This is a genomic window from Robertmurraya phoenicis (genome assembly GCF_047302285.1).
Classification (GTDB): Bacteria; Bacillota; Bacilli; order Bacillales; family Cytobacillaceae; genus Robertmurraya.
Window position 1 is genome coordinate 2173936 of sequence record NZ_CP154845.1, and the last position, 24482, is coordinate 2198417.

Here is a 24482-nt window from a genome sequence, read left to right on the forward strand (position 1 = left end):
TTGTTATTTTTTTTGAAGTGAGTTAATGGAAAATTTGTATCTTTCAGTATATTATAAGTGAATAGATTATGAACTGTGTTCTAAATAAATTCTACTTTAGAAGAAAGGGATGGCTATACGTGATATCTTTAAAAAATGTTTCTCTGATTCGGAACGGGACACCGATCCTGACCAGTTTGAATTGGCATGTTGTAAAAGGAGAGCATTGGGTTCTTTTTGGTCTCAATGGAGCTGGGAAAACGGCAATACTTAATCTCTTAAATGGATATCATTTTCCTACAAAGGGTCAAGCGATCGTAATGGGAAAAGAGTTTGGCAAGGTAGATATTCGAGAATATATCCGTAGAAAAATCGGACTTGTTTCTTCATCCCTTCAAGAACGTTTCTATAAGACAGATAGTGCCTACGAAATCGTGTTAAGCGGTGCCTTTACGTCAATCGGATTGTATGAAACGCCAAATGATGATATGCGTGAAAAAGCGATTAGTCTATTAGAAAGTCTCGGTAGTATTGATTATGCAAACAGACAATATGCAACCCTTTCACAAGGGGAGAGACAACGCATTTTAATTGCACGCGCCCTCATGAATGACCCTGAGCTACTTATTTTAGATGAACCTACTAACGGTCTTGACTTTATTGCAAAAGAGCATTTATTAGAGGTGATTGAACAAATTGCTACGAAACCGTCTGGGCCAACTTTACTTTATGTCACTCATCATGTCGAAGAAATATTACCTGTCTTTAAGAAAACATTGCTTTTGAAAAATGGGGAAGTTTTTTCATCAGGAAAAACGGTTGAAATGATTTCTGAGAAGACTTTATCTGCGTTTTTTAATTTAGAGGTGGACGTCCACTGGCATTACGGTCGACCATTCCTTACAAAAAGAGAGAAAGCTATCCCTCGCTCATAGGATAGCTCGTTTTTATTCTCTATTCGTTCTTAAAATGATTAAATAGATTAATATCGAAATGAATACTGATACGGCTGATACCATATAAATACTGTTATAGCCAAACCAATGGGCTATTTGACCAAAGCAGATGGCACCGACACCAACTCCTAAATCAAAGAAAGAGAAAAAGGTTGCGTTCGCCATCCCTCTTCGATGTGGAGGAGACCCTTTCACAGACCAAGCTTGTAGGGCTGGCTGGACAGTGCCAAAGCCCAATCCATACAATATTCCCGCAAGATAAAGGATGTAGCTGTTAGGCAACCATGCCAGTAGGATCATGGCAATGATAATCAGGGAGGTACCTGGGATGTAGACGGCACGATGCCCTTTCCGGTCATATAGTCTGCCTGCGAAAGTTCTAGAGACAAGCAAAGCCAGTGCATAAAATAGGAAATACCATTCTATCCCTGAAATCTCTTTTTGCAAGGCATAAATCGGTAAGAACGATGCGATTCCACCAAATGTAACGGTAATGAAAAAGAGTAATAGAGATGGGGGAATAGCTGTTTTTTCAAAAAGATCTCATTTTTTAGGAGCTGTCGTTACAGGTTCAATCTTCTTATAACGAATAAAAGATGCAAGAACAAGCGAAATGAGTCCAAGAAGAGCACAAATTAGGAATAACTGGGTAAATGATATTTTTCCAGCTAATGCCAGTCCTAGTGTTGGGCCAAATGCTAAAGCAATATTTCCTGAAAGCCCATAATAACCCATTCCTTCTCCCCGTTTATTGGCAGGAATTAGGTCTGTTGCGATCGTTCCAGAGGCAGTTGTCGAGAAACCCCAACCGACTCCTTGAACCATCCTCATTGCGAAGAGGAAAAATAAACTGTGAATAAGGCCGTACGTACCAACTGACAATATAAAAATAGTTAGACCAATCAAAAAGACGAATCTTCTTCCTCTCGTCTCAAGAGCCTTCCCGGCAAAAGGTCGCATGATGAGAGCTGAGAATGTGAAAATACCAACAACGAGTCCGATTAATTGATCGTTTCCGCCTAACTCTTCAACAAAAAGGGGCAGAGTCGGTAAAGTCATCTGAAATCCTAGAAAAATAAAGAAGTTGGAAAAAACGATTAATGTGAAATCTTTCGTCCAAATTTTCTCTGATTGCACATATTCTTTCGGTGCTTCTTTTGAAACCGATTGACTCATAGAAAAATCCTTTCTAATAATTATTTAGCAACACTAAATAATAGTTTACATCATTTACAGTAAAAATCCATTATGAGAATAGAATTTTTATTAACTCTTCAAATAGTACACGGTAAAAATACAAATGTCCACATGAGAAGAAAAAACTCTTGATTCTTTATTTGTTTAGGCTGATAATAAATACTAAATATTATTTGTTTGAAAAGTCAAAAATTAAATTAACAGGGGTTGTCTGTCATGAAGGTCGTGAAGTTTGGAGGCTCTTCCTTAGCAACAGGTTCACAGCTTGAAAAAGTTCTTTCAATTGTCGAATCAGATTCAACTCGGAAAATTATTGTCGTTTCAGCACCTGGGAAGAGGTTTGCAGGAGATATTAAGGTAACAGATTTATTAATTGAATGTGCTGAAAAAGCATTAAATGGAGAAGACGTCACGGAGAACGTATCTTCTGTAATTGAGCGATATGAGAGCATTGCTCTTGAACTCCAATTATCGTTAGAAATTGTTGAAGAAATCCGCAATCATCTTCTGAAATTATTAAATGGTGATCAGAGAAGCCGAAACCATTTTATCGATGCTATTAAGGCAAGTGGTGAAGACAATCATGCAAAGCTAGTGGCGAATTTTTTTCAGAAAAGGGGACTCGAAGCCCAGTACATTAATCCAAAGGATGCCGGATTATTTGTGACCAATGAAACAGGCCATGCTCAAGTATTAGCAAAATCATATGAACGTTTGTATTTGTTAAGAGAAAAAAATGGAATATTGGTTTTCCCAGGATTCTTTGGCTATACAAATGAAGGCGTGATTGCCACTTTTTCGAGAAGTGGTTCAGATATTACAGGTTCTATATTAGCAAATGGAGTTAAAGCGGACCTATATGAAAATTTCACCGATGTGGATGCCGTTTACTCTGTGAATCCGAATATTGTCGAGAATCCGAATGAAATTTCAGAGTTGACTTATCGGGAGATGCGTGAATTATCCTATGCCGGTTTTTCTGTTTTTCATGATGAAGCTCTTATCCCTGCATTTCGTGCTGGTATTCCGGTAAATGTGAAAAATACGAATAATCCTTCTGCACCTGGAACAAGAATCGTTAGTCGAAGAGTTCAGTCAAATGGACCTGTTGTAGGGATTGCGAGTGATAAAGGGTTTTGCAGTATTTACGTTAGTAAGTATTTGATGAATCGGGAAATTGGCTTTGGGCGGAAGCTTCTTACCATATTAGAGGAATATGAAATATCGTATGAACATATCCCATCAGGAATCGATGAGGTCACTATCATATTGAGACAAGACCAGCTCCATTTAGAGACTGAAGAGGATATATTGGAACGGATTAAAAGTGAGTTAAATGCAGATGAAGTGAAAATTGAGCACAATATTTCACTTATTATGATTGTTGGAGAAGGAATGAAACAGAATGTTGGAATTACAGCTAGAGCAGCAAAAGCGTTAGCAAGCGCTGGGGTCAACATTGAGATGATCAATCAAGGTTCTTCTGAGGTCAGCTTGATGTTTGGCGTGAAGGAAGCGAATGAGAAAAGAGCTGTAAAAGCAATATATGAGGAATTTTTTGCACCAGTTCTTATATAAAAGGGGCCACAAAGACAACACGATATCGTGTTGTCTTTTCGCGTTTATCTAAATCAAATACCTAGGTAATAAAAAACGGCCATAGACTATGTAACGTTACAAAACAACTTTAGCTAGAAACACTTCGTTCAATCGCACTATCCCAATCTGGAAAATAGTGAAGGGCACTTCTCATTAGATGTGGGTTTGCCTTCTTGATGAACTTTTTGCTTAGGTTAGAGCCACTCGTATTCAAACGTCTAATCTCATCAAGTACTTCAGCAGAGCTCATTGTAACCTCCATTCCATGACCTCCTTTCATTCATTGATATCTATATCATCACCTATCAAAAAAATATTTATTCAAGTTTCTGTATTTTTAGTTAAAATTATCTCATAATGGAAGAGGAGTCTAAAAGTGAAAGGAAGCTAATAAGTGACACAAAAAATATATTATAAAGACGCATACATAAAAGAATTTATCGCTAAAGGATTGGAGCAAAATCAAGATCATCGTGGTAAGTGGTATATTGTTTTAAATGAAACAGCTTTTTACCCGACTGGTGGTGGACAACCTCATGATCTTGGAACACTTAATGGTGTAATGGTACTAGATGTGGAAGAAATTGAAGGGGAAATCCGTCATTATGTGGAAGAAAGACTAGAAGATATAGAGAAGATTGAGGGGAAAATTGATTGGAGCAGAAGGTTGGATCATATGCAGCAGCACGCTGGACAACATATTTTAACCGCTGCATTTGAAGAACGATTTCAGATTAGCACAGTTAGTTTTCATCTTGGGAAAGATTTCTGTACCATTGATCTGGAAACAGAGAAATTATCAGAAGAGATCCTATTTGAAGTAGAGAGAAGGGCCAATGAAATTATCCTTGAGGATCGTCCAATTGAGACAAAATGGGTCACTCATTCTGAAGCAACCAATTATAAGCTAAGAAAAGAATTGTCTGTCACAGAAGATATAAGACTTGTTATCATTCCTGATTATGATTATAACGGATGTGGTGGAACGCACCCAACATCGACAAGTCAAGTTAGTGCGATTAAGATCCTTGATTGGGAGAAGCAAAGAAACAAGGTTCGCGTACGCTTTATCTGTGGAAAAAGGGTCCTTATTCATTTACATCAAAAGCATTTCATATTAAAAGAGCTAGGTCAGTTACTAAGTGCTTCTGAAGAGCAATTACCAATGGTTGCTCAAAAACTCCTAGAAGCAAACAAAACACAAGCGAAATCGATCGCAGATCTACAAGAAACGCAATTACAAATAGAAGCCGAACAATTACTGAAAACAGTGAGTGAATGGGCCGGTGAAAAAGTGATTGAGAATGTGTTTGAAAATAGAACGGTTCAACAGCTTCAAAAACTAGCTCGCCTCATAACGGAACAGAATTTAGGAATCAATGTGTTTTTTGTTGTGGGAAATGGTGATAAATTGCAATTCGTGTTTTCTCGTGATCAACTTGCATCCTTTAATATGAAAGCGATCGTTAAAGAAATTCTTCCAGCTATAAATTGGAGAGGGGGAGGAAGCGAATCATCTGCACAAGGCGGTGGAGATGCAATCATTAGTGGAAAAGAAATCCTTAGTCGAGTTCAGGAGCTAATCAAAACTGCAACATCTCACTGAAGAAATAAAGATCCATTTCAGTTTAGAGATTGAAATGGATCTTTAAAGGAATGAAACTAAAGCTCAAAAAACTCTATAAAGTCTACGTTCTTCAACCAAAGCTTTGCGTTTGAACCATCTACATCAGCGATCCAAAGATTGCGATTTTGATCGGTAATCGATGTACCACGATACCAAATTAATTTATCGATTGACTTAAGATAATATGGATCATAATCACCAAGACCATTTGAGGCTTCAGTGATTTGCACTTGTTTTTCGTTATTCAATTTAAGTGAATAGAGAGAAGGGAATGGATGCTCAGAAAACTCATTCGACCATTCTTTTGCCTCGACTCGAGAGGTTACGATTGATTGATCATCAGTCCAGGTAAAATTTAGTTCTGCAAAGTTCGATGGTGTTAACGATGAAACAGGAAATTCTTTGTATTTCAGGTCTTTCCCTTTAAAACCGAAAACGATTCTGCCACCACCGGCAATATAGGCTAAAATATCTTTATTTGGTGCCCATTTCGGTGCCCCAACACCATAGATGATCTCATCTAAAATCTCAAATTTCTTTCCGTCACTTGATAGAACGCAAAGCATATTGCTATCCATCGCTAGCGAGGCAGTAGGGGATACAATCATTGGAAGCCGTTTGCCACTAGGAGAGATGTTTAAGAAATCAACATTAATTGACATAATATATTTATTGTCAATTCTTAAATCCTTAGGAACTACAAAAACCTCATCAATACCTCCAAATACATTCACTTCACTTATTTTTTTTGGCAATTTTTTCTTATAGATTATAGGACTAGTCCAACCGTCGGGCTTTAAATCTGCTTGGGAGGAGAGGAGGAAACCTTTTCCATCTGGTAACCACATATAGCTGAAAACTCCAACAGCGCTATTATGGAATTCTTTTAAATCAGATATATTTAAAACACCATTATTTATAAATGCGACTATATTTTGATTAGGAGCCCAATGTGGTTGATAGCCGTCATAAAAAATTTTCTTTTTCTCTTTTGTTTCAAAATTGTACACCCATATTTCGTGTTGAATTTCGTTATTTTGAAGAGCAGCGGTCGTTTCCTTTTGATAAAGTAACCATTTACCGTCATGTGACCATTGCGGATGATCAATTTTGCCAGTCTGTGTGATTTGAGTTTCTTGATTATGGACTAAAGTCCACAGATTTCCATCCCTTATAAATGCAGCTTTTATATCTTTAATAGAAGCTGCAGCTGTATGATTGCTTAATGATAACAAACAGAGAAATAACATGAGCAAGGACCATTTTTTCATAGCGCACCTCATATGTTTTTGTCCCTCATAATTTTCGATCATTTCCCTTATATTATACAAGTGTAAAGTAATCACTACACAAATAGTGAGAATTGAGCTATACTGTATGAGACAAATGGATAGCGGAAACCACAAGGGGAGCTAAATGGCTGAGAGTGAACGTTTCGTTCTGACCCTTTGAACCTGTTAGTTAATGCTAGCGCAGGGATGTGGATTATGATTTTAGAATGATCTCATCTTGTTCTCCCTTGTGTTTTCGTGTGGAAAAAAGGGGGATTTTTTTATGAAAAAATTAAGCTTATTGGCGTTGATTGAGGCCTCTTTCTTTGCTGCTTTTGCCTTGATCCTAGACTTACTTCCATCGATCAAACTTGGTCCGTGGATATCAATTTCTTTTGCCATGGTACCTATTTTTATTCTGGCTTTTCGTTGGGGTTTTAAGGTTAGTTTTCTAGCCGGCTTTATTTGGGGACTGCTCCAGTTTGCGATGGGAGATGCCTATTTTTTAACGCTCATACAGTTTTTAATTGAGTATTTTATTGCTTTTGCCTTTATTGGATTTGCTGGACTTTTCTTTAAACCAATTCAAGCCGAATTTCTAAAAGAGAATAAGAAGAAAGCGCTTGGTTGGGTGGTCATTGCCATCTTTGTTGGAAGCTTGGCTCGATATTTTTGGCATTTTATCGCAGGAATCATCTTTTGGGGAAGCTATGCACCAGATGGAATGTCACCGATTGCCTATTCATTAGTTGTGAATGGAGGAGCTATGTTAGGGTCGGCCATTTTATGCGCTATTGTAGTAGCGGCACTATTATGGAACGCACCAAGACTAATTAAAGTCCGAATAAACTAGATAATTGACAGAATGCCGGATGTGTTTTATAGTATTCCTATAAATTTAATATGATTAATTTCACTTATCCAGAGAGGCGGAGGGATTTGGCCCTATGATACCTCGGCAACAGACTCTTTTAAAGAGAACTGTGCCAATTCCAACAAGCTTTAAGCTTGAAAGATAAGATGAGCGGCTTAAATAAAAACCTCTTCTTATTGATTAAAAATAGATAAGAAGAGGTTTTTTGTCGCTTTGAAGGAGGAATCTACATTGAATAAAAGAGATATACTGATTGAAAAATTGATCGACTTTGGCATTTTCAAGATTAATGATAAGCAACTGTTTGAATTACCGATTGATGATTTAGAACAAGAATTAAAGAGGGTCATGCAAAATAAAACTATACGCTAATAGATGATTTTCCGAGGCTGATAATTAATATCCTCAGAAGAATAGACAAATACGATCACCATTCCACCGACAACCTTGGCCCGAATCAAAATAGGTTGATTGTATTCATTTTTAAAAGAGAAGTCTGGTCCATACCAACTAACTGTTGCATCTCTTCCAGGCGGAACATATGGCACATGTTTGCTATGAGAATAACGTTCGACCATCGTAACACCGGAATAGTCGACAGCATTGAAGAGAGTGGAGGACACTTGACAGATTCCTCCACCAATACCTTCAATCAATTCACCTTTCACTATTTCAGGGGCTTTCATATACCCTTTTTCAACTGTGCGCATGCCAACAACTTTATTAAATGAGAAGATTTCGCCGGGAAACACAACATGGTTATTAATCGCCTCAACAGCTAACGCTATATTGTTGGATCGAGCTTCATTCCGTGAATTAAAATAAGTTATATATTGTCCTATTCTTTTTGTCCGGATGATCGAGAGGAGTTCGCTATCAACTTTCGGATAAACCATTATTTTTGGTACTTCTAATGTGGATAATCGATTATTAAAATAATATTGGAAAAATTGCTCGGTAAATGCATGGCGATTAAGTTTGTATCCAATCTTTTCTGGAATAATATTCCCTGAGTCACTGAGGGTAGCATCTTCAGGTTTTACCTTTATTTGTTGTTCAATTTGACTTAATAATTGTTCATACTTGATCGTATCTACCAGTTCTAATCCAGGCACTTGCAAGGTGATATCCTTTCGATTAACAATCGCAAGAGTATCATCATTCTCTTTAATTTGAATTGGTAGTCCGTTTTGAGGGTGAATTAATAAAAGTATGCTTAAAATCCATGAAACGTGCATATTGTTCCTCCTCAAATTGCTTACTTCCCGAGTATTACTCCATCGAAACAATAGAGGTTAACTCAGTCTATTTTTTAAATATTGTTAGGAAATTATTCTTGACCGTAAGAGCTTTTCCTAGCATTCTTTTATAAAGTTCGAAATAATGAGATGAGAATAAAAGAAAAAGGTGTCTTGAATGAATGCACATGATTTTACAAAAGGAAACATCGTTAAACAGCTTTTTTGGTTTTCAACTCCGATTATGTTTACCAATCTTCTTCAAGTTTCCTATCAATTTATAGATAGTCTTTGGGTTGGAAATTTATTGGGGGCAAACGCACTTGGTGCAATTACCATTGCAAGTACTGTCATTTTTACCGTACTTTCTTTTATTATTGGCATTAACAATGCAACATTAACGATTCTATCCCAACAAAAAGGGAAGGAAGATATTACCGGTTTAAGAAACTATTTAAATGCATTTGTCGTTCTCTTAACGACACTCGGCTTGTCGTTAGGGCTGGTGGGCTTTTTCTTATCAGAGAGGATTTTAAGCTGGCTACAAACTCCGACCGAGATGATCACAGAAGGCACAATTTATTTACAAATAAACTTTATAGGGATATTGTTTCTTCTTGGCTATAACTTTATTGCTACCGTTCTTAGAGCTGTAGGGGACAGTAAAACACCATTAAAGTTTGTTCTGCTGGCAGTTATATTGAATGCTGTACTTGATCCGATATTTATTTCTGGATTAAATTTAGGGATTCATGGAGCAGCAATTGCTACGATTTTGGCACAGGGCATAGCATTTCTATATGGATTATTGATTGTCCTTCGCAAAAAATTGGTGCCATTTTCAATTCCTTATTTACCAACAAAGACAGAGGTCGTACTTATTTTAAAGCTAGGAATTCCATCAGGATTACAAATGATGGTCATTTCCGCTGGTGTCATGGCGATTATGAGTGTAGTCAATTCGTTCGGTACGGATGTTGTAGCCGGATTCGGTGCTGCCCAGCGAATAGATAGTTTAATCATGCTACCAGCAAGTGCACTTGGCACAGCGGTTAATAGTATGGCTGGCCAAAATATTGGGGCCAATCAATGGGAGCGAGTGAAGAAAATTGCTACATATGCGGTTCTGTATAATTTTACAATGATGCTAATTATAGCTGGTTTGGTTGTTTTCTTAGCTCGTTTAGGGATAAGCTTATTTATTTCTGAAAAGGATGCCGTCCAATTTGGAACAGAGTATTTGCAAATGATTGCATTTTTTTATCCTTTCCTTGGAATTAATTTTGTTTTAAATGGCATTGTCCGTGCTTCTGGTGCTATGTTTCAAGTGCTTGTGCTTAACATAATTTCTTTCTGGATATTGCGCTATCCGCTCACCTATTTGTTTTCTTCTTTTTTTGGAGAAAAGGGGATCGCTCTCGGCATGGGTGCAAGCTTTTTCATGAGTAGCATCATTGCTTTTTCATATTATCGTTTTGGGAAGTGGAACCAAAAAACTATCTTTAGTCAAGAAAAATAGCTCAGCCCCTTAAAAAAAGTTTGACAAATTTGTGAACTTTTCGTTAAATAATGGTAAAGGGGATGAATTGGATGACTGAAAAACAACTTAAGAATTTGCTTTTCTTTAGAAAAATTACGATGGTCGGGATCCTTCTTGGTTTTCTCGTTTTCTTATCTAGCTTCTTTGTAAGCGGTCCCAGTGCTCCTTATCAATTATCAATCGGAATTAGCATAATGGTTTCGTCGATGCTTTTATTTGGATTTGGAATGTTCTTGCCGTTGATGGAAGAGGTAAGTAGTGAAGAAATAAATGAACAGGAAAAAACCTCTAGCTTATCATAAAAGCTAGAGGTTTTTATCTTAGTGAGTAGAATGACCTGCTGTCATGACCCAAATTGAACCTACGACGATGACAACGGTCATGAATACTCCATAGATGATATTAATAACATTCGTTTTCCCGTCTTCACCTTCACGCAAATGCATGAACATAAAGAGTTGAATCCCTGCTTGGAGGACAGCTAGTGTTCCAATAATCCACATGATGACTTTAAAGGATAGATTCGTTTTTAACGCAATGAATGCTGCTCCAAAGGTAAGGATTAAGGAAAAAATGAATCCAAGCAGATGGCTGATTGGAAAGCGATTTGTAGTTTTTCCCATTTAACCCACCATCCCTTTTAAATACACAAACGTAAAGATAAAAATCCACACAACATCAAGGAAATGCCAGTACAAGCCAATAATAAATGTTTTTCTTGCTGTAGTTGGCGTTAAGCCTCTGCGCACTAGCTGAATAATAACCATTGACGCCCAAATGATTCCGAATGTGACGTGGGCACCGTGTGTACCGAGTAATACAAATAAACTAGAGAGAAACGCACTTGTTTGCATCGTTGCTCCTAAATGAATATAATGAATGAACTCATTTATTTCCATATATAAGAAGCCAGCCCCAAGTAGAAGGGTAATCACTAACCATATAATGAGCCCTTTTAATTGATGACGACGCATCTCAAAAATCGCTATTCCCATCGTAAAACTACTTGTTAAGAGAAGGACCGTTTGAATGAGAACATCCTTGATCATAATGATATCTTGGTGTGTAGGGCCACCAGCATAGCGCTGGTATAGAACCCCATATACACCGAAGAGGGTAGCAAACAAAACAATTTCTGCTCCAAGGAAGATCCAGAATCCGAGGATATTTAGCCGATTTTGCTCGGTTTGATATTCTAATGGCAAGGAATGATCGATCTTACTTGACATATTTATGCACCTCACCTTCCACATTTCGCCACTTGCGTTCTGTTTCTTTAATTTCATCAACTGGGATATGATAGCCTTCATCATAATCGAAGGAGCGATAAATCAAGCCAGCGATAATTCCAATTGCAGCAATCGCCGCAGCAATATGCCATTCAAATACAAGGAAGAAACCTGCTACTCCAAAGGCAATTCCCATGAAGAACGGAACGCCGGAGTTGGATGGCATGTGAATTTCTTCAATTTCACTATCTTTTATTGTTAAACCTTCATTGTGTTTCTTCATTTTCCAGAATGGATCAAGTCCATCTACTATTGGTAGTTTCGCAAAATTATAGGGTTGAACAGGGGAAGCAGTTGCCCATTCAAGTGTACGAGCGTTCCAAGGATCTCCTGTAATATTACGATCAGCATGACGAATGCTCCAATAGATGTTATAACAGAATGCAATGAAACCTAATGCCAATAGGACAGAACCTAAAGCCGATACTAGGAATAATGGAGCGAATCCTGATTCCACAGAGTACGTGTAAGAACGACGAACTGCACCGTCAAGTCCTAAGAAGAACATTGGCATGAATGTTGCGTTAAAACCAATCACGAACAACCAGAAATGCCATCTACCAATTTTCTCATTGAGCGTAAAGCCAAACATTTTTGGCCACCAATAATAAAGAGCAGCAAAGACAGCAAAGACAACACCAGGAATAATCGTGTAGTGGAAGTGAGCAACAAGGAACAGGGTATTATGATATTGGTAATCCGCTGCACCCATTCCAAGCATAACCCCAGTCACACCACCGATGATAAAGCAAGGAACAAAAGCTAACGACCATAGCATTGCATTGGTCATCTTAATCCGCCCTTTACGCATCGTAAAGAGCCAGTTAAATATCTTAATCCCCGTCGGAACGGCAATCGCCATCGTTGTAATGGAGAAAATAGAGTTTACTGCAGGTCCAGATCCCATTGTATAGAAGTGGTGAACCCATACGACCATACTTAAGAAAGCAATGATTAAGATTGATAGAATCATTGATTTATAACCGAATAGTGTTTTCCGAGAGAATGTTGAAATAATCTCCGAATAGATCCCGAAAGCAGGGAGAACTAAAATATATACTTCTGGATGCCCCCATAACCAAAATAGGTTTGCCCAAAGCATGTCAAGGCCGCCACCAGATAATGTAAAGAAGTGAGCCCCGTAAAGGCGATCAAAAGTCATTAATGCTAACGCAACGGTAAAAATAGGGAATGCTGCAATAATGATGACAGAAGCAATGAAGGAAGTCCATGTAAACATAGGCATCTTCATTAATGTCATCCCTTTTGTACGCATTTTTAGAATCGTTACAACAAAGTTAATCCCTGATAACAATGTCCCGATACCTGCAATCTGCAAAGCAACCGCGTAATAGTTGTTTCCGATCCCTGGAGAGAACTCTTTCCCAGCGAGAGGGAAGTATGATGTCCAACCAGCATCTGGAGAACCACCGATGACAAACGAAATATTAAATAACATCGCTCCACCGAAAAACAGCCAAAAGCTCAATGCATTTAATTGTGGAAAAGCAACATCTCGTGCTCCAATTTGTAATGGAACGACAACGTTCATAATCCCGATTAACATGGGCATTGCCATGAATAAGATCATGATAACACCATGAGTGGTAAAGATTTCATTGTAGTGCTGGGCATCTAAAAATTCCATTTCTGGTCTAGAAGTTTGAGCCTTCATTAAAAGTCCATCCATTCCACCACGGAAAAACATTAATACACCAGCAATAATGTACATAATCCCAATTCTTTTATGATCAACGGTTGTAATCCATTCAGACCAAAGCCATTTCCATTTCTTTAAATAGGTGACTCCAGCTACGATTCCAACCATTGTTAAAACAATTGCAATTTGTGAACCTAAAATTAATGGATCGCCAGTAATAAAAAATTCATCCCATTTAATGTCCACTATGGTCACCTCCGTCTTCTGTCTCTTCGTGATGATCGTGCTCTTTCGTCATATCATCATTTTCATTTTGGTAGTTATCTTCTTCTTCAAATATTTTTCCTTGGTAACCATGACCACGATATAGCTCAGGGTTTGTATACGTTTTTGAATTATGATCGGCATGGTTTACCCATTCCAGATGAGTGTTTGAAAAAGTCAATCTACCTAAATGAGTTGGTTTCAATAGATCTTCATATTCTTCTTCAGTTAGCTTTGGTGCAGTTTCTTTTACTTCCTGAATCCATTTGTCGTAATCAGCACGTGTTTGTGCCAATACTTCAAATTTCATATCAGCATAACCACGTCCATTAAAGTTCGTATTTTGTCCTTCATATGAGCCTGGATTGTCAGCTACTAAATACATCTCAGTCTCCATTTTTCCCATCGAGTATTTTTGCCCACCAAGTGCCGGTACCCAGAAGGATTGCATCGTACTAGCAGATGTTAATTTGAAAAGAACCGGTGTATCTGCAGGTATATTCACGTAGTTTACTGTTTCAATTCCTTCTTCTGGATAGCTAAAAATCCACTTCCAGTCAGCAGATGTAACATGTATAGTGACAGGTTCCTTATCTTCATAGCCTTGTGGAACTTCTTCTAATGCATATAGCGTTTTAACAGTAGGAATTGTTAAGGCAAGAACAATAAGAATCGGTATTGCTGTCCAGATGATTTCTAATATCGTACTTCCATGTTCATCAGGTGGCTCGTAGTCCAAATTATCCTTTCTTTCACGATACTTCCACACAATATAACCAAATAATCCAAATACGACTACCACTACAAGTAGCATCCAAATCAAAGACCAATTGATTAGATCTGTAATACTTCGTGCTACAGGACCTTGTGGGTCAAACACAACTAATTTTGACTCACATCCACTAAGGAATAACAGGGGTGCGGTTGTCAAAAAGGCAAATATTCCTTTTTTCATTAATTGTCAACTCCTTATCAGTAAAGTTTCTTTTCCCGAAAGTGCTTGGAAAGAATCAAAAAAGATTCGAAAAATTGTCACAAAATGTTCATAAATTCACAAACTTTTTCAAAAATAAAACATGTCTGACGTGTTGCAACAGACATATCGTTTCACTATAACTATGAATCTCTACTTTTTTATGTAGAAGCTATGAAGTTTTTTGTAGGATAATGAAACGGAATTATTGTTCATTTATTCACATTTGTCTAAAAATACTTACACCATCGAGAAGAGAGGGTTCTTTTTTAATATATTAACACTGTGTATATGATGATAACATAATTATCGAATGATAATTGTTACAAAAATAGTAAGGAATAAATTTACATTTTTGAGGAGGGGTTTTCGAAAGATAGATGTGGACGAACGTACAAGCAAAACCTCGCTTCATCTCATATAAGATCATGAGGTGATTAATATGGTAAAAATATATTTAGATCCTGGTCATGGAGGAAGTGATCCAGGTGCTCAAGGGAATGGACTACAAGAGAAAAATTTAACATTGGATATTGCCAGAAGGATAAGAGATATCCTTGTAAATGAATATGAAGATGTGGAAGTAAGAATGAGTCGTACAGGAGATGCGACGGTTAGTTTGGAGCAGAGAACGAATGATGCAAATTCGTGGGGCGCAGACTATTTTCTATCTATTCATATTAATGCTGGTGGCGGTACAGGCTTTGAAAGTTATCGTTTTACGAACTCTTTCTCACAAACCGCTAGATATCAAAGTGTTATTCACCCAGAAATTGTCCTAGAAAGTTTATTTCGTGATCGGGGGATGAAGGTAGCTAATTTCCATGTCCTTCGTGAAACGAGAATGTCTGCTCTATTAACGGAAAACGGTTTTATCGACCATACAACAGATGCATCGAGATTACAGGATGCAAGCTTTAGAGAAAGTATTGCACGAGGACATGCCATTGGGCTCGAGAAGGCTTTTCAATTGAGAAAAAAATCAAATCCTGATCCGGGGACATTATATCGAGTTCAGATTGGTGCTTTTGAAAGTGGTGAAAATGCACTACAATTAGCAAGACAAGCCGTAACGAATGGATTTACGACACATATATTTGAAGAAAATTCTCTTTATAAAGTTCAAATTGGTGCGTTTTCGATTAGGGAGAATGCTGACAATATCGCTCAAGAAGCACGAAATAAAGGCTTCGAAGTTATAGTCGTTCAGGTGAATTCATAAAAAATAAGCACCCTTAACGGAGTGCTTATTTTGCGAAGATATGATTTCCGATTTTAATGGTTGTTGTTTTTGAACGTAACCATGTGTTAGTCGTTTTTGCAGGGTTATAGAAGTAGAGAGAGCCACTTCCTTGACCACGGAAGGCAAGAGCTTCGTTGACTGCTCTTTTTGATTCAGAACTTGCAGCCTTGTTGATTTGCCCATTACTTACAGGTGTAAATTGGTCAGATTGATAAATAACAGCATTTACTGAATTGGGGAAATGCGAACTATCAACGCGATTTAATACAACCGTTGCAACAGCTACTTTTCCTGGGTAAGATTCACCCTTCGCTTCAGCTTCAACGAGCCTTGCTAATAATTCTTTTTCCGAACTTGTCATAGAAGTGGCTGGAATAGTAAGTTTTTGCCCAATTGATAACATACTATTTGTAGCTTTGTTTGTGGACGTTAATGATTTAACTGGAACACCATACTGAATCCCAATTTTCCAATACGTATCGCCTTTGTTCACGGTGTGTGTTGCGGCGAGGCTACTACCTACACCTATAAACATGATCGTTAAAAATGCCATGAAAGAAATGATTTTTTTCACTTTTCTTACCTCCTTCAACATTCTCATATACCGTATCATGATAGTTTAATAGGAACATCCTCTATTATTTTCCAGTAGTGCAAAACCATTGATAGGACTGGAACAAGTTTCAAAAGTGTAAAGATTGTCATGGAATAGAAATATAAATAGTAGTTTTTAGACTTAAAATGAAAAAACTCATAAACCTCTGTTTGATACCGTATACATAATATAGGTTGAAATTTGTAGGCTGTCAGAGGGGTGGTAAAGTGGATAACGAAATCATTCAATATTTTGTTGTGAATAACGATTTGAAGATGGAAGCGGGGAAGGTGGCAGCCCAAGTGGCCCATGCTGCAACAATTTCTACGATTAATATGGTAAGTGCGAGTAATTGTCAATTCCCTGACTACTTTGACTATTTTGTGGAATGGTACCAATCTGGCATGAGTAAAATTGTCTTAAAAGGTACTGAAGATGAACTCTTTAGACTGAAAGAAAATGGCTTTTATACCATTAGAGACAGAAGTTATCAAGAGGAACCAAATGGTGCACTTACTGTTGTCTCCTTGCCTCCAATGCCAAGAATTATTGGGCAAAGATTTATTGGAGAATTCTCATTATATTAATCAGGAAAAAGGGAGAAGCTTTACTACGGCCTCATGAAGTAAAATAAGGGGGTAGAGGCGAATGGGTTTGTTTTTTAATCGCTGGTCCTTTTATTTATCTTTCATTAGTATAGGCTTTGTCTTAGTTGTTTCATCTAATTCGATGAAAGAGCGGATAATTAATTGGAGCGGTATTCATCCTCTACAAATATTGTTTTATTTTACGATATTAGTGCTTGTACTTGGAATTATTGGATTTACCGGTGTAAATAGTTGGAGCAGTGCGCTTCGAAGTATCTTTACTGTAGGTTTTACTTTAGTGCTTACTGTTTTTCTAGCATACATTATTTTTGTCGGGCAATTACTAGAATAAAGTCCAATGCAGTTTATTAACACTGCATTGGCTTTTTATTGTTGTAGGAAATTATAGATTTCGCAGTTGTGTAGAACTTTGTGGCTGAGTGTATCTACGTCTAGCGCAAGCAGCCATAGCCTGACACACTTCAGGTCATCTCCTACGTACGATAAGTCAACTAAGAATTGCTATCGTAATTCAGGTTTCCTTTATCGAGAGAACAGGCCCTATGAGTTTGTATGGCGATGAACAAGGCGCCCCGCGCTTTTGTTCTTGTCTAGGAATTTACAAATTCCCTCGACTTAATGTTCATATAAACAGTAGGAGTATCAGTATGAAAAAATAACAGGAAAAATTCCGCTTAAGGAGCAAGCATCATGAAAAAGAGCCGAAATAACAGGAAAAATTCCTGCTATTCACTCAAAAAATGCCAAAATAAACGATTTTGCTCTCCATAAGCGGAAAATCTTCCGTTATTTCCCCTAAAAGGGACTCCATTGAGGAGATAACAGGAAAAATTCCGCTTAAGGGTGAGAGATGTTTGGATCGAATGAGACAAACCGAAGCTTCCAACATTTTGTAGGAGCTTTTTTTTTATTTTGCTTTTCACCCCTAATTAGAGATTGTGCAATGCTTAACAAAATTGACACAATATCGTCATCGTCTCACAAAACCTTTTATATCAACGTTTTCAGAACCTTTTTTTAATCATAAAAACCCCTGAATTACCGACTAAGGGAATTTCCCCTCCTCAGTAGGGAGATCTCCCGATACGAGAAAAAGAGAACTGATTTTACAATATAGCTAAGCAAATGGAACAAGGAGGAACAATATGAAAGCAAAAATGGTTTCAACTCAAAAAGCAGAGCACTCACTCAATCATGCCTTTGCATCAAAATTTGCGAAATCAATGTTTTTGTCAGTTTTAGTGCTCATTATTTTAACATTTATCGGAACAAGGATGTTTACTCATGTCGATTTAAATTTATATGGTTACATGGTTGGAACAATTGTATTTCTTGGAGGTTTTTTCTACCGCTTTATTGCATGGGGAGAAAGACCACCGACAAAAATCATTATTAAAAAAGGAATCAAGCTACTATTTAGAAAATCAACACCGAAAACTTCGGTTGAGCAGTTAGCGACGTATCGTTTTATTTGGAATCGGGGAATTTATCGCTGGACACAGCACTTTTTAATAGGTTGGGGTTGCTTGCTATCATGCTTTGTAACATTCCCACTTGTTTTTGGCTGGATGTACTTCACGATGCCTGAAAATGGTTATTACACGATTGTTGCAATGGGAATAGACATTATGACAGTGAAGGCAAATGGATTAATTGCCAATCTATCATATAACGCCTTAAATATTTCAGCGCTGATGGTTATTGCAGGAGTTTGCATGGCTTTATATAGACGAATTAAGAATATGCAAGCGAGAGCGGAGCAAAAGTTCATCTATGATTTTTTACCTCTATATTTATTGCTTTTTATCAGTATCACAGGATTACTCTTGACGGTAAGTAATATGTTTCTCCATGGCTGGGGTCATTATGCGATGAGTCTGATTCATCAATATTCGGTGGTCGTTACATTAATTTACTTACCATTCGGTAAGCTCGCACATATTCCTTTCCGTCCGCTAAGTGTTTTTGCTCGAAATTACCGTGAACATTACGGAGAGCAGTCGATGAAGTCTTGTAAGGTCTGTGGGCACGAATTTGTTTCAACAGAGCAATCAAATGATGTTGTTCATGTACTTGGAGTCAACCAAATGGAATTTAAGAAAGAAGATTTCCATTTAGCAGAGTTATGTCTTCCATGTCGAAGAAAATATCGAATCGCCCAATTTTCTGGGTTCCCTACACATGAAGTCAAGGTTAAGGAGGCTAACCAGAATGCAAAGGGATAAGTTTTTTAAAGAAGTAGAGAATTTACAACATCCGAACGAAACGCTTGTTAGAACCCATTGTAGTTATTGTGGGATGCAGTGTGGCATGAATTTAAGGGTCAATACAAAAACGAACAAAATCATTGGGGTCGAACCTCGTTACGATTGGCCAGTAACAGTTGGCAAGATGTGTCCTAAAGGGGTAACGGCTTATCAACAAACGAATCATGATGATCGAATTCTTAAACCGTTAATTCGTGATGATAAAACCTTAAAAGGAACAAAATTAGGCTTTCGGGAAGCATCTTGGGAAGAAGCTTATGATCTCATTGCTGATAATTTTTTAAAGCTGCAAAACGATTATGGAAAAGATACCTTATCTGTTTTCAGTGGAGTTTCCATGACCAATGAAAAATGTTATTTAACAGGAAAATTTGCTCGGGTTGCCCTTGGTACTCGCTACATCGATTATAATGGTCGATTTTGTATGTCTAGTGCTGCTGGTGGTTTTCTCCGTTCTTTCGGAGTAGACAGAGGGTCAACATTACCGTGGACGGATCTTCATGAAACCGACTGTTTGTTTATCGCCGGTAGTAATACAGCTGAGTGTCATCCAACTTCCATGTTTCGAATTTGGAATGTCCAGGAAAGAGGTGGCTATTTAATTGTCGCAGACCCACGTGAAACACCGATTGCGAGAAGAGCAGATGTACATTTAGATTTAAGACCCGGTACAGATTTGGCACTGGCAAATGGAATTCTCAATTTATTGATTGAAAATGGCTGCGCTGATAAGGAGTTTGTTCACCATCACACAAACGGTTTTGAAGAAACGAAAGAGCTTGTCAAGCAATTTACGCCAGAATATACGAGCGAACTGACAGGAGTTGCCCCAGAAAAAATTATTCGAGCTGCTGAACTTTATGGCAAAGCACCAAATGCGGTCGTTATGTTTGCCCGCGGAATTGAGCAACAGCATAAAGGTGTCGATAACGTGTCGGCTTATACGAATATGGCGCTTGTAACAGGGAAAATTGGTCGACCAAAATCAGGTGTGGCAACTTTCACTGGACAAGGAAATGGTCAAGGTGGTCGTGAGCATGGCCAGAAATCAGATCTACTTCCTGGTTATCGAAAAATCACGAATCCTGAGCATGTGAAAGAAATGAGTGAATACTGGGGGATTTCACCAGAGGAAATGCCTCAACCAGGTGTTTCAGCTTATGAATTATTTGAGCTAATGGATCAGAAAGTGATTCGTGGTTTGTACTTATTATGTTCGAATCCAGCCGTATCCGCTCCAAATCTTAATTTTGTAAGGGAAGCATTAAAAAACTTAGACTTTATGGTCTGTTCTGACTTTTATTTATCAGAATCAGCGGAATTTGCAGATGTCATTTTACCAGCCGTTACATGGTCTGAGGATGAAGGAACAGTCACGAATCTAGAAGGACGTATTATTAAAATTAACAAAGCGCAAGAGCCGCTCGGAGAATCAAAACCAGATTGGCAAATTCAAGTGGAGTTAGCTGAAAAGCTAGGGAAAGGCAAGTATTTTTCCCATTTAAAAACAGCCCGTGATGTTGCGGACGAATTTAGAGGCGCTACTAAAGGTGGTTATGCTGACTATTCTGGTGCTACTTGGGAAAAAATCGATAAGCAAGACGGTGTCTTTTGGCCATGTAAAAGTGAAGAAGATGAAGGAACACCCCATATGTTCCTTGATAAGAAATTTTACCATCCTGATGGAAGAGCGAAAATTTGTGCTTTGCCTTATCGACCACCAGCAGAGGAACCTTGTGAACAATATCCTCTTCGTTTAACGACGGGTCGAGTTGTTTATCACTATCTATCAGGAAATCAAACGAGAAGAATTCAATTTTTAAGAGATATGTGTCCAGAGCCATATGTGGAAGTCCATCCGGAAACAGCAAAAAAATACAAGATTGAACATGAAGAGAAGGTACGCCTGTTTACACGAAGAGGAGAAGCGATTTACAAAGTAAAGATTACAGAAGCGATTCGTATTGATACCGTATTTGTGCCGTATCATTTCGGACATGAACAGTCTATTAATCTCTTAACGATTCCAGCCCTTGACCCGATGTCTAGAATGCCTGAATTTAAGGCATGTGCAGCGCAAATCGAAAAACAATCAATAAAGAAGGTGCAATAAATGAAGAAGAGGCTCTATTTAGAATTAGAAAACTGCATTGGCTGTCGCTCTTGTCTAGCTGCTTGCACACAGTGCGGAGGTCATGAAGAGAGAAATAGAAACTATGTCTATGACGTCAATCCTATGGTTAATCGGCAAACGATGCCTCTCATGTGCCTTCATTGCGTCAATCCTGCTTGCGCACGAAGCTGTCCGGCACAGGCTATTCAAATACATGAAACAGGTGCTGTCCTTTCTGCATTAGTAGAGAAATGTATTGGATGTCAAAACTGTACGATTGCTTGTCCATATGGAATACCAAAGTTTGATACTGAACAAAATCTGATGTATAAATGTGACCTTTGTATTGACAGAACGAAGGATGGCATTCCACCAATGTGTGCAAGTGTTTGTCCGTCTAATACATTGCAGTGGTTGACAGATGAAGAGATTGAAGCAAAGCAAAAGCAATTTAACCTAGACAATGGAAAATGGGTAACAAGCTTGCCTTACTTAGAAAGTGAAACAAACGTCCGAGTGAATTTACCAGGAATTCTGCAAGGTGTCACGAAACTGTTTTAGGAGGGATCGTCATGTCAGGAGAAAATAATAAAATCCCCTTTCCGGAAGATAATTACACACATAATATTCATCGTAATGATGAAAGAAGACTAGATAGACGCGGATTTATGAAAACATTGGTCGGTGCTGCGGGGGTATTTGCCATATCGTCCCTTCCGTGGGGAGCTGTCGCCGCAAAGGAATTAATGGGATTAAGCGAAAAAGAATATCCCCATAAAAAGATTATAGATATCGACAAAATTGGGATTGGTGAAGCAAAAGATTTTAAGTTTCCCGGTGAACACGATGACGCCATCTTAATTCGTCTTTCAGAGAACAAGTATGTCGCTTATAACAGCGCATGTACACATCTTCAATGTCCAGTATTTTGGGAGAAGGAAGAAGGAGAAATGTTATGTCCTTGTCATCATGGGAAGTTCGATGTTGAAACGGGGAATCCAACTGCAGGACCACCAAGACGACCATTGCCAACCATTGAAGTGAAGGTAGAAAATGGAGCGGTTTACGCTGTAAGGGTGAAGCGTTATGAATCATAGACTAGTAAACTTTGTATTGTTATTAATCTGTCTCATGTTAAACATTGTATTTACACAAAAAATGGTCCATCAATATAAGTTTGAAAACTATGATACCGCCATTCTATTTTGTGTGTTGAATCTTATTGTCTTTCCTATCGCTCTTTTCATCTATAAGCGTGATAAGAAGCAAAGTGAAGTGATGACAAAATGATTAGTGAAACATTTTTAGATTTTTGCTTTATTCGAGAGGAAAAGGGAAATTTTCGAAATGAAATCGAACAATTATTTACCTCTCTTTTTAAAGGAACAAAGCTGCACTGGTATTTAGATGAAAAAAAGGTTGAAGAAGTAGAAGTAGTTGTCGCTGAAGTAAAAGGAATGAGTAGATGGCAATCTGAATCTGAAGTTATTCAATTTTTGGAAGAGAACGCCTCAGAGAAATTTTGGGAGTTTTTACAAGGCTATCAAATGTATGTCTATCCTGTACAGAAGGGATGTCATAGCTGTGGTTAATATTGGATTATTGGAACAACAATATCTAGGTAGCACAGTTGAAGTAGCGATACAGGATGAAGAGGGTCAGGACCTTGCTCCCTTTATTCCAAAAGAAATAACGAAGATTGGGCTCTGTCCAGATCAAACGCATTTACGAATTTATTTTGAACAAAATAAGTTTTTTGCCATCCCTCTTCATGCAGAGGTTATAATGGAGGGCGATGATTGGACGGCCACTGATCTACTAGGGAATCTAAAATATATGATAAGAAGGGTAAGAGAGTCATGAGTAAAAGTGCACGTATTATAAGTTGGAACCCAGAAGATCCGAAGTTTTGGAAAGAAACTGGTCGCAAACATGCAAAAAGAAATCTGTGGATTTCTGTACCTTCCTTAATGCTAGCTTTTGTTGTCTGGCAGATTTGGTCAGTCGTCGCTGTCCGTTTAAATGATATCGGCTTTACTTATACAGATGAGCAATTATTTACATTAGCAGCTATCCCTGGTTTAGTGGGAGCGACTTTACGATTTTTCTATACATTTGCTGTTGGAAAATTTGGTGGTAGAAACTGGACGGTTATTTCCACAGCTGTTTTAGCTATTCCAGCTATCGGAATTGGGATGGCTGTGCAAAATCCAGAAACACCATACTCTGTCATGTTATTATTAGCGGCACTTTGTGGTTTAGGAGGCGGGAATTTCTCATCATCATCTTCTAATATGAGCTTTTTCTTCCCAAAAGCAGAAAAAGGTACGGCTTTAGGAATTAATGGTGGATTAGGCAATATGGGGGTTTCAGTAGTTCAGTTTGTGACCCCACTTATCATTGCAACTAGTACGTTCGCATTCATGGGAGAGGGACAAGTTTTATCAAATGGCGAAACCGTTTGGCTTCAAAATGCAGCTTATATTTGGGTTATCCCCATTGCTATTGTAACGATTGCAGCCTATTTTGGAATGGATAATCTTCCGAATACAACCCAGTCTGTAGCGGATCAATTTGTCATTGTGAAACGGAAGCATACATGGATTATGACAGTCTTATATGTGGCCACATTTGGCTCATTTATCGGTTATTCAGCGGCGTTCCCGCTTCTTTTAAAATCGCAATTTCCAGAATATATCTCATTAGCATTTTTAGGTGCATTATTAGCTGCTGCAGCTCGTCCAGTTGGTGGTTGGTTGTCAGATAAGCTAGGAGGAGCACTTGTCACTACCTGGGTCTTTATTGTGATGACAATGGGCGCACTTGGAGTCATCTATTTTACAAATGCGAAGACTTTTTCAGGCTTTCTAGCATCATTCTTAATCCTTTTTCTAGCATCAGGAATTGGCTCGGGTTCAACTTTCCAAATGATCCCAACTATTTTCCCAGTTAAGGAGGCTGCACCAGTATTAGGATTTACGGCAGCTTTTGCGGCATATGGTTCATTCTTTATCCCGCAACTTTTTGGGTGGTCTACTAGTACAACAGGCTCACCTGTATCAGCCTTCTATTTCTTTATTGCTATCTATATCATTTCATTCGTCCTTAACTGGTTCTATTATCAACGTAAAAAAGGTCAGGATGTAAAAATCAAAAAAGCTTCCTAATTTCATGAGCTCACTCTCCTAT

At 38.0% G+C, this 24482-nt stretch carries 26 protein-coding genes, 1 pseudogene and 2 riboswitches; of the genes and pseudogenes, 18 read left to right on the forward strand and 9 right to left on the reverse strand.

Annotated features, from left to right (window positions below; translation table 11 throughout):
- Positions 1 to 68 precede the first annotated feature (68 nt).
- Positions 69 to 914 carry an ABC transporter ATP-binding protein gene (locus AA0X71_RS10775; RefSeq protein ID WP_413361960.1) on the forward strand — a complete coding sequence of 282 codons (846 nt, stop codon included), beginning with the start codon at positions 69 to 71 and terminating at the stop codon, positions 912 to 914.
- 12 nt (positions 915 to 926) lie between these two features.
- On the opposite strand, the pseudogene AA0X71_RS10780 reads toward AA0X71_RS10775, so the two are convergent.
- Positions 927 to 2111, reverse strand: a pseudogene (locus AA0X71_RS10780) (MFS transporter).
- Positions 2112 to 2348: 237 nt separating this feature from the next.
- Here AA0X71_RS10780 and AA0X71_RS10785 point away from each other — a divergent pair.
- Positions 2349 to 3710: an aspartate kinase gene (locus tag AA0X71_RS10785; RefSeq protein ID WP_413361962.1), complete on the forward strand. Its 1362-nt coding sequence runs from the start codon at positions 2349 to 2351 to the stop codon at positions 3708 to 3710.
- 109 nt (positions 3711 to 3819) lie between these two features.
- Here the strand turns inward: AA0X71_RS10785 and AA0X71_RS10790 are convergent, their stop codons facing one another.
- Complete coding sequence (locus AA0X71_RS10790; RefSeq protein WP_413361964.1) at positions 3820 to 3993, reverse strand: hypothetical protein; 174 nt, start codon at positions 3991 to 3993, stop codon at positions 3820 to 3822.
- Between the two features lie 132 nt (positions 3994 to 4125).
- Between AA0X71_RS10790 and AA0X71_RS10795 the strand changes: the two genes are divergently transcribed.
- The gene (locus tag AA0X71_RS10795) at positions 4126 to 5337 is read left to right on the forward strand and encodes an alanyl-tRNA editing protein (RefSeq protein WP_413361966.1); all 1212 of its coding nucleotides are present in this window, start codon (positions 4126 to 4128) and stop codon (positions 5335 to 5337) included.
- A gap of 56 nt (positions 5338 to 5393) precedes the next feature.
- Here AA0X71_RS10795 and AA0X71_RS10800 read toward each other — a convergent pair whose 3' ends face one another.
- The gene (locus AA0X71_RS10800; protein ID WP_413361968.1) at positions 5394 to 6629 is read right to left on the reverse strand and encodes a TolB family protein; all 1236 of its coding nucleotides are present in this window, start codon (positions 6627 to 6629) and stop codon (positions 5394 to 5396) included.
- A gap of 124 nt (positions 6630 to 6753) precedes the next feature.
- Positions 6754 to 6854, forward strand: a riboswitch (TPP riboswitch).
- A gap of 58 nt (positions 6855 to 6912) precedes the next feature.
- Between AA0X71_RS10800 and thiT the strand changes: the two genes are divergently transcribed.
- On the forward strand, positions 6913 to 7482 hold the full coding sequence (thiT, locus tag AA0X71_RS10805; RefSeq protein ID WP_413361970.1) for an energy-coupled thiamine transporter ThiT: 570 nt from the start codon (positions 6913 to 6915) through the stop codon (positions 7480 to 7482).
- Positions 7483 to 7543: 61 nt separating this feature from the next.
- A riboswitch (SAM riboswitch) is annotated at positions 7544 to 7651 on the forward strand.
- Positions 7652 to 7734: 83 nt separating this feature from the next.
- A complete protein-coding gene (locus tag AA0X71_RS10810) occupies positions 7735 to 7875 on the forward strand; it encodes a Fur-regulated basic protein FbpA (RefSeq protein WP_413361972.1) in 141 nt (46 codons plus the stop codon).
- On the opposite strand, the gene AA0X71_RS10815 is transcribed toward AA0X71_RS10810, so the two are convergent.
- The gene (locus tag AA0X71_RS10815) at positions 7872 to 8741 is read right to left on the reverse strand and encodes a VanW family protein (RefSeq protein WP_413361974.1); all 870 of its coding nucleotides are present in this window, start codon (positions 8739 to 8741) and stop codon (positions 7872 to 7874) included. The two genes, AA0X71_RS10810 and AA0X71_RS10815, sit on opposite strands and share 4 nt — an antisense overlap.
- 178 nt (positions 8742 to 8919) lie before the next feature.
- On the opposite strand from AA0X71_RS10815, the gene AA0X71_RS10820 reads away from it, so the two are divergent.
- Together AA0X71_RS10820 and AA0X71_RS10825 are read left to right on the forward strand one after the other, a co-directional pair.
- Positions 8920 to 10260 (forward strand): MATE family efflux transporter, encoded by a 1341-nt coding sequence (locus AA0X71_RS10820; protein ID WP_413361976.1) that lies wholly within the window; start codon positions 8920 to 8922, stop codon positions 10258 to 10260.
- A 71-nt stretch (positions 10261 to 10331) separates the two neighbouring features.
- Positions 10332 to 10583 (forward strand): hypothetical protein, encoded by a 252-nt coding sequence (locus AA0X71_RS10825; RefSeq protein ID WP_413361978.1) that lies wholly within the window; start codon positions 10332 to 10334, stop codon positions 10581 to 10583.
- Positions 10584 to 10601: 18 nt separating this feature from the next.
- Here the strand turns inward: AA0X71_RS10825 and qoxD are convergent, their stop codons facing one another.
- The 4 genes from qoxD to qoxA are packed head-to-tail and all read right to left on the reverse strand — an operon-like array spanning position 10602 to position 14449.
- On the reverse strand, positions 10602 to 10904 hold the full coding sequence (gene qoxD, locus AA0X71_RS10830) for a cytochrome aa3 quinol oxidase subunit IV (RefSeq protein WP_413361980.1): 303 nt from the start codon (positions 10902 to 10904) through the stop codon (positions 10602 to 10604).
- Positions 10905 to 11510, reverse strand: coding sequence for a cytochrome aa3 quinol oxidase subunit III (qoxC, locus tag AA0X71_RS10835; RefSeq protein WP_413361982.1), 606 nt, complete (start codon positions 11508 to 11510; stop codon positions 10905 to 10907).
- Complete coding sequence (qoxB, locus tag AA0X71_RS10840) at positions 11500 to 13476, reverse strand: cytochrome aa3 quinol oxidase subunit I (RefSeq protein ID WP_413361984.1); 1977 nt, start codon at positions 13474 to 13476, stop codon at positions 11500 to 11502. Before qoxB ends, qoxC begins: the two co-directional genes overlap by 11 nt.
- A complete protein-coding gene (gene qoxA / locus AA0X71_RS10845; RefSeq protein ID WP_413361987.1) occupies positions 13466 to 14449 on the reverse strand; it encodes a cytochrome aa3 quinol oxidase subunit II in 984 nt (327 codons plus the stop codon). Before qoxA ends, qoxB begins: the two co-directional genes overlap by 11 nt.
- A gap of 460 nt (positions 14450 to 14909) precedes the next feature.
- On the opposite strand from qoxA, the gene AA0X71_RS10850 reads away from it, so the two are divergent.
- On the forward strand, positions 14910 to 15689 hold the full coding sequence (locus AA0X71_RS10850; protein WP_413361989.1) for an N-acetylmuramoyl-L-alanine amidase: 780 nt from the start codon (positions 14910 to 14912) through the stop codon (positions 15687 to 15689).
- A 25-nt stretch (positions 15690 to 15714) separates the two neighbouring features.
- Here AA0X71_RS10850 and AA0X71_RS10855 read toward each other — a convergent pair whose 3' ends face one another.
- On the reverse strand, positions 15715 to 16284 hold the full coding sequence (locus tag AA0X71_RS10855; RefSeq protein WP_413361991.1) for a cell wall hydrolase: 570 nt from the start codon (positions 16282 to 16284) through the stop codon (positions 15715 to 15717).
- A gap of 248 nt (positions 16285 to 16532) precedes the next feature.
- Here AA0X71_RS10855 and AA0X71_RS10860 point away from each other — a divergent pair, with 248 nt between their 5' ends.
- The 10 genes from AA0X71_RS10860 to AA0X71_RS10905 all read left to right on the forward strand — a co-directional run bounded on the left by AA0X71_RS10860 (position 16533) and on the right by AA0X71_RS10905 (position 24460).
- The gene (locus tag AA0X71_RS10860; protein ID WP_413361993.1) at positions 16533 to 16892 is read left to right on the forward strand and encodes an aminoacyl-tRNA hydrolase; all 360 of its coding nucleotides are present in this window, start codon (positions 16533 to 16535) and stop codon (positions 16890 to 16892) included.
- 61 nt (positions 16893 to 16953) lie between these two features.
- The gene (locus tag AA0X71_RS10865; RefSeq protein ID WP_413361995.1) at positions 16954 to 17244 is read left to right on the forward strand and encodes a hypothetical protein; all 291 of its coding nucleotides are present in this window, start codon (positions 16954 to 16956) and stop codon (positions 17242 to 17244) included.
- An 814-nt stretch (positions 17245 to 18058) separates the two neighbouring features.
- Entirely contained in the window at positions 18059 to 19138 is a 1080-nt protein-coding gene (locus AA0X71_RS10870) for a hypothetical protein (RefSeq protein ID WP_413361997.1), read from the forward strand.
- A complete protein-coding gene (locus tag AA0X71_RS10875) occupies positions 19125 to 21293 on the forward strand; it encodes a molybdopterin oxidoreductase family protein (protein WP_413361999.1) in 2169 nt (722 codons plus the stop codon). The genes AA0X71_RS10870 and AA0X71_RS10875 overlap by 14 nt, the downstream gene beginning before the upstream one ends.
- Positions 21294 to 21854 (forward strand): 4Fe-4S dicluster domain-containing protein, encoded by a 561-nt coding sequence (locus AA0X71_RS10880; RefSeq protein ID WP_413362001.1) that lies wholly within the window; start codon positions 21294 to 21296, stop codon positions 21852 to 21854. It begins immediately after the preceding gene.
- Between the two features lie 11 nt (positions 21855 to 21865).
- Complete coding sequence (locus tag AA0X71_RS10885) at positions 21866 to 22390, forward strand: ubiquinol-cytochrome c reductase iron-sulfur subunit (protein ID WP_413362003.1); 525 nt, start codon at positions 21866 to 21868, stop codon at positions 22388 to 22390.
- Positions 22380 to 22583, forward strand: coding sequence for a hypothetical protein (locus AA0X71_RS10890; RefSeq protein ID WP_413362005.1), 204 nt, complete (start codon positions 22380 to 22382; stop codon positions 22581 to 22583). The genes AA0X71_RS10885 and AA0X71_RS10890 overlap by 11 nt, the downstream gene beginning before the upstream one ends.
- Positions 22580 to 22885, forward strand: coding sequence for a hypothetical protein (locus AA0X71_RS10895; RefSeq protein WP_413362007.1), 306 nt, complete (start codon positions 22580 to 22582; stop codon positions 22883 to 22885). The genes AA0X71_RS10890 and AA0X71_RS10895 overlap by 4 nt, the downstream gene beginning before the upstream one ends.
- Positions 22878 to 23156: a hypothetical protein gene (locus AA0X71_RS10900; RefSeq protein ID WP_413362009.1), complete on the forward strand. Its 279-nt coding sequence runs from the start codon at positions 22878 to 22880 to the stop codon at positions 23154 to 23156. The genes AA0X71_RS10895 and AA0X71_RS10900 overlap by 8 nt, the downstream gene beginning before the upstream one ends.
- Complete coding sequence (locus AA0X71_RS10905) at positions 23153 to 24460, forward strand: NarK family nitrate/nitrite MFS transporter (RefSeq protein ID WP_413362011.1); 1308 nt, start codon at positions 23153 to 23155, stop codon at positions 24458 to 24460. The genes AA0X71_RS10900 and AA0X71_RS10905 overlap by 4 nt, the downstream gene beginning before the upstream one ends.
- Positions 24461 to 24482: the final 22 nt, after the last annotated feature.